Below are 619 nucleotides of genomic sequence, written 5' to 3'. Positions count from 1 at the left end.
CCGCCGGCGGGGACGCCGCTGTAGACGATCGCGTTGTAGAGATTGCGCTTGCCCGCCGGCTCGGAGCTGCGTCTACGAGACGGCACCGGCGGCCGCGACGAGACCGCCCACGCCGCTGCCGGTGGAGAAACGCAGGGCGCCGGACAACGCGCGGGTCGTCGACAGCGCCGCGGCGGCCCTCCCCCCCCCCCCCCCCCCCCCCCCCCCCCCCCCCCCCCCCCCCCCCCCCCCCCCCCCCCCCCCCCCCCCCCCCCCCCCCCCCCCCCCCCCCCCCCCCCCCCCCCCCCCCCCCCCCCCCCCCCCCCCCCCCCCCCCCCCCCCCCCCCCCCCCCCCCCCCCCCCCCCCCCCCCCCCCCCCCCCCCCCCCCCCCCCCCCCGCCCGCCGGCCCCCCCACCACCGCCGGCCCCGGTGCCCGCTCCTGCACCGCCGGTGCGACCGTCCGGACCATCTCTGGATACGCTGCGGGTTGGTGTCCCCACGGATACCACGACCCGTTCATCTCATGTGCCAGCCGCACGATCACCGGCACCCCGGCGGCGTTGAACTCGGCCAGATCCGCCGCCACCTGCCGCGCCACCTGCTCGGTGACCGTCTCGAGGCCACCGAACGGTTCGAGCG

1 protein-coding gene is annotated in these 619 nt (G+C 82.1%); it reads right to left on the bottom strand.

Features of this window, described 5'->3' with window-relative positions:
• On the bottom strand, positions 1 to 566 hold a 566-nt coding region (locus A8G15_RS30285; protein ID WP_425415137.1), incomplete at its 3' end, for a glycosyl hydrolase.
• Positions 567 to 619 lie beyond the last annotated feature (53 nt).

It is taken from the genome of Rhodococcus phenolicus (genome assembly GCF_001646785.1).
Taxonomy (GTDB): Bacteria; Actinomycetota; Actinomycetes; order Mycobacteriales; family Mycobacteriaceae; genus Rhodococcus; species Rhodococcus phenolicus.
Note: the sequence above shows the minus strand (reverse complement) of the source record. Positions and strands in the feature narration are given on the sequence as shown.